This window comes from Desulfobacter sp., assembly GCF_050177295.1.
Genome location: NZ_JBFXHE010000371.1, coordinates 1 through 4518 on the forward strand (window position 1 = coordinate 1; position 4518 = coordinate 4518).

A 4518-nucleotide genomic window follows, 5' to 3' on the forward strand; every position below is an offset into this window, starting at 1 on the left:
GGAAAAGGACATGCTTGAAACCATAAAAAACAGCCTGCTCGCCGGGGTGGGCATGGCGCTGCGCTCCAAAAAGGAAATTGAGGCCCTTGCCAAGGAGTTTGCAGAGCAGTCTGAGATGAACCAGAAAGAGGCAAAGGACTTTTTAGAAGAGTGTAAAAAACGGTATGATGACGCAAAATCCACCCTTGATAAAAAAATTGAACACGTTGTGGAATCTGCGCTCAAACGCCTGGATCTGCCCACCCATGGGGAAATTGACGCACTAAATGCCCGGATTGATGAGCTGTCCAAAAAATTTGAAAAGGATGCCTGAAACCCAGGTCTTTTACCCTGACCATGCTCAGCTTTAAGACTATTTCCAACGTCACCAAACGGTACCGTCATCTGGTCCGTTACCAGCAGATCATTGGCATCATTTTCAAATACGGATTTGAGAATATTATTGATGCCATGAAGATTGATCATTATCTCGATAAAATTGTGTTCTCAAAACCCCACGAGAAACTATCCAGGAATCAGCGGATCAGGATGGTGCTGGAGGAGCTTGGGCCCACCTTCATTAAAATGGGCCAGGTATTATCCTCCCGCCCCGACCTGATCCCCCTGGACCTGACCCGGGAGCTTGCTAAACTCCAGGACAAAGTGCCGTCCTTTTCGTTTGAACAAGTCAGACAAATTATCCTTTCAGAGTTTGGCAAACCCATCAGTGACATGTTCCATTCCTTTGATGAATCTCCTTTTGCTTCGGCCTCCATCGGACAGGTCCATCTGGCAGAACTGTCGCCAAACGAACAGGTGGCGGTAAAAATCCAGCGCCCCGGTATCCGCAAGACCGTTGAAGTGGATCTGGAAATCATCCACTACCTGGCCCAGGTCATGGAAAAAAACCTGGAAGAGATGGCCATATTCCGACCCGTGAAAATCGTTGAAGAGTTTGCCCGGTCCCTGGAAAAGGAACTGGATTACACGGTGGAGGCGGCCAATATGGAACAGATGGCAGAGCAGTTTGCCAAAACACCATCCATCCATATTCCCGAATTGCACCGGTCTCATTCCACACAGCGGGTGCTGTGCATGGAATTTATCCGGGGGATCAAGGCAGATGATATTGAGACCATTGACCGGGCAGGCCTTGACAGGAAAAAAATCACCCGCCTTGGGGCGGATTTCATCATGCGCCAGGTGTTTGAGTTTGGTTTTTTCCATGCGGATCCACATCCGGGCAATATCTTCATCCTGGAAGACATGCGCATTTGTGTGGTTGATTTCGGCATGACCGGATTTGTGGACCTTGCCACCCGGGAGCTGTTCATTGACCTGCTCCAGGCCCTGGCCTCAAAAAACAGCCAGGATACGGCCCGTCTGGTGTGCCGCCTGACCGAGGCCCATGGGCAGGTCAATATGGCCACCCTGGAAAAGGACATTTCCCAGTTTTCTGCAGTATACCTGTCCAGAAAACTAAAAGAGATCCTTCCCAGCCGGATGATCCACCAGTTTCTTGAACTCTGCACCCGGCACGGATTAAAAATACCCCCGGACCTGTTTTTAATGATAAAGGCCTTTATCAGTATTGAAGCGGTGGCCCGCAGGCTGGACCCGGAGTTTGATATGCTTGGCCACGCCCGGCCCTATGTCAGGGCAGCTGCCTTGCGCAAGTATTCAGTGCCGCGCCTTTCCAGGGAATTCACCCGTCTGGCCAGGGATATCTTTGCCCTGTCGCAGACCCTGCCATCGGATACAAGCCAGATCATCACACAGATCAAACAGGGTAAAATCAAGGTCTCCATCAAAATAGAAGGCATGGAACGGTTGATGATGACCCAGGACCAGACATCCAACCGGATCTCTTTTGCCATTATCATTGCGGCCCTGATCCTGGGTTCGGCCATTGTACTCAACTCCCGGATTCCGCCCATGATCTTCGGGGTCTCCATCATCGGCATTGCCGGATTCATTGCTGCGGCTGTCCTTGGTCTCTGGCTGTTGGTGGCCATTATTCGCAGGGGACGGCTTTAACATGGGTTTTCATCCATAAATTGCGTTTACAAACTTGCCAATGCATTCCGGGCTGTGTTAAAGTCCAAAATCAATAAATGCAAAACATTTGAGGCTGCCCTGACTATCCGAATCGGACATTTTATCAGTATTGATCATCTGATACTGGGAACTGCTTTTCCCCGATATATCCAGCGTAAGGGACCAGGTATTGATATGGATGTCATACCTTTTACCATGCATTCCTGGGAACAGGTGGAAAAAGGATTTTCATCCGGTGATATCAATGCCGCGTTCATAGATATTGCCCAGGCCATGTATCTGTTTGCCAAGGGTCTGGCCATTTCCATGCTCATGTTCACCCACAGGGCTGGCAGCAGAATCATTGTACCTGAACAGATTCACAGATTGGCGGACCTCAGGGGAAAAAGCGTTTTGATCCCCCACAGGCTTAGTATTCAGCATATGCTTGTGCACAGGCTTCTGAATGCAGGAAAGTTGAAAACCGCCGGTTTGGGAGAATCGGGGGAAAGCGTCGGCATTGAAGCAGTCCCGTATGAACTGATGCCGGAAATGGCAAATTCGGACCTTGACGGCGATATTGCAGCGTTTATCTGCCCTGCCCCCTTTGGTGACGCCGGGATTGAAAAAAAAAGATTCAGTCGGCTGCTTATTTCCCGGGACCTGTGGAAGGATCATCCGGGTTCCATATTCGTGGTGCACCAGGACCTGCTCAGGACCAAAGGGAAAAGTTTGGCCCTGATGGTCAGCTGCCTTCTTGACAGTGCCCAACAGCTTGACCGGTATATGTCATCCCCGGACACCGCCGAAAACGGGATTGAGAACATGTCAGCCCCTTTTTTAGGCCTTTCTGCCGGGCAGATGCAAAGAGCACTTAAAACATCGGGGATAACCTATTGCCCAAAACTTCTGGTTCCGGATATGGGAATTTTAAACATCGTGCTTGATTATATGCGCACAACCATGGAGGTCATGCCGGCCGGAACGGACCTTAATGGATTTATCAGACCGGAATTTGTTCATGCTGCTCTGTCGGAAATATAGCACTTGAAAATAGACATTGAAAAAATCTGCAAATCCTACGACCGACCTGGGAAAAACCACCATCAGGTTCTCAAGGATATTTCCTTTTCCATAAATCCGGGAGATTTTGTGATTATTCTGGGTGAATCGGGTTGCGGGAAGACCACCCTGCTGAACATGCTGGCAGGGCTTGAAAATCCGACCAGCGGTCAGATCAGGGTGAACGGCAGCCCCATTGCCGGCATCCACCCGTCGCGTTCCATGATGTTCCAGCAGCCGGCCCTGATCCCCTGGCTCAGCGTTAAGGAAAACGTGTCCTATGGGTGTAAAATCAGAAAAGATACCCAGGACCTGGACTATCGGGTAAGCCAGTTTCTGGAAATCATGGGGCTGGCAGGTGCGGCTGACGTGAAACCCGGCCAGCTCTCCCTGGGCATGGCCCAGCGGGTTTGCCTGGCCAGGGCCCTGGTGGGACGTCCCCAGGTCCTGCTGCTTGACGAACCCTTTGCCTCTTTGGACACCTTTACCCAGGCCCATATCCAGGAGGAACTGGTAAACCTGTGGATGTCGGAAAGCTTTACCGCGGTCTTTGTCACCCATGATATTGATGAAGCCATCCGGCTTGGAAATAAAATTGTGGTTCTGGCCGGTTCCCCTGCCGGTATCTCTGATATTTTTGATATTGATGTACCCTATCCCAGAAACCAGAATGACCCTGTGATCAAAACCTTAAGAACAGATATTCTCTATCGGTTTAAAATCGCATATTTAGTGAAACGGAGCCTGACTGATGGAATTTAACCCTGTAAAATCGGCATGCCCCAACGGCATTTCACGACGAAATTTTTTAAAAACTATAATTCAGACAGCAGGCGCAGCCGCCTGCACCCCCATGGCATTTCCATGCCTGGCAGCAGCAAAAAAAAGACCGTTGAAAATAGGTTATCTGCCCATTACAGATGCCACACCCTTGCTTGTTGCATACAGTCTGGGCTATTTTTCCCATGAAGGGCTTCATGTGGAACGACCGGTCATGGTGCGTTCGTGGAATTTACTCTCCGAATCCTTTTTAACGGGCAAATTTGACTTAGTCCATATGCTCTTCCCCATCCCCGTATGGATGCGATTCAAGCAGAACATACCTGTCAAGGTCCTGGCCTGGGATCATACCAACGGCAGCGCGGTCACTGTCAAAGCAGACTCCGGCATTAACCGGTTTGCAGATCTTTCCGGTAAACAGGTGGCTGTGCCCTCATGGTATTCCATGCACAATCTGGTCATGCAGTTAGGCCTTCAGGTCCAGGGGCTTGAGCCTGTAATCCGTCCGCCGGGCTCAAAGCTTGCCCCCCACGAGGTGAACCTGTTTATCCTGCCGCCCCCGGATATGCCCCAGGCGCTTTTGGGAAAAAAGATAGACGCGTTTATCGTGGCAGACCCTTTCAACGCCCTGGCCCAGGAAAAATTTTCAGCAAAAATAAT

General features: G+C 50.2%; 5 protein-coding genes. All 5 read left to right on the forward strand.

Going from position 1 to position 4518, the window contains the following annotated elements; genetic code table 11:
• Positions 1-313: phasin family protein (locus tag AB7U36_RS19225; protein ID WP_428161264.1), on the forward strand; the 313-nt coding region annotated here is incomplete at its 5' end.
• Between the two features lie 23 nt (positions 314-336).
• Positions 337-2016: an ABC1 kinase family protein gene (locus tag AB7U36_RS19230; protein ID WP_428161265.1), complete on the forward strand. Its 1680-nt coding sequence runs from the start codon at positions 337-339 to the stop codon at positions 2014-2016.
• 54 nt (positions 2017-2070) lie between these two features.
• The gene (locus AB7U36_RS19235; RefSeq protein ID WP_428161266.1) at positions 2071-3060 is read left to right on the forward strand and encodes an ABC transporter substrate-binding protein; all 990 of its coding nucleotides are present in this window, start codon (positions 2071-2073) and stop codon (positions 3058-3060) included.
• 3 nt (positions 3061-3063) lie between these two features.
• Positions 3064-3840, forward strand: a complete 777-nt coding sequence (locus tag AB7U36_RS19240; protein WP_428161267.1) for an ABC transporter ATP-binding protein — start codon at positions 3064-3066, stop codon at positions 3838-3840.
• Positions 3830-4518, forward strand: a 689-nt coding sequence (locus AB7U36_RS19245; protein WP_428161268.1) for an ABC transporter substrate-binding protein, incomplete at its 3' end; no start/stop codon positions are given. The genes AB7U36_RS19240 and AB7U36_RS19245, both read left to right, overlap by 11 nt.

Excerpts from the sequence above, each read along its gene's own strand:
- AB7U36_RS19230 (WP_428161265.1), top strand. The coding sequence starts at position 337 with ATGCTCAGCTTTAAGACTATTTCCAACGTCACCAAACGGTACCGTCAT.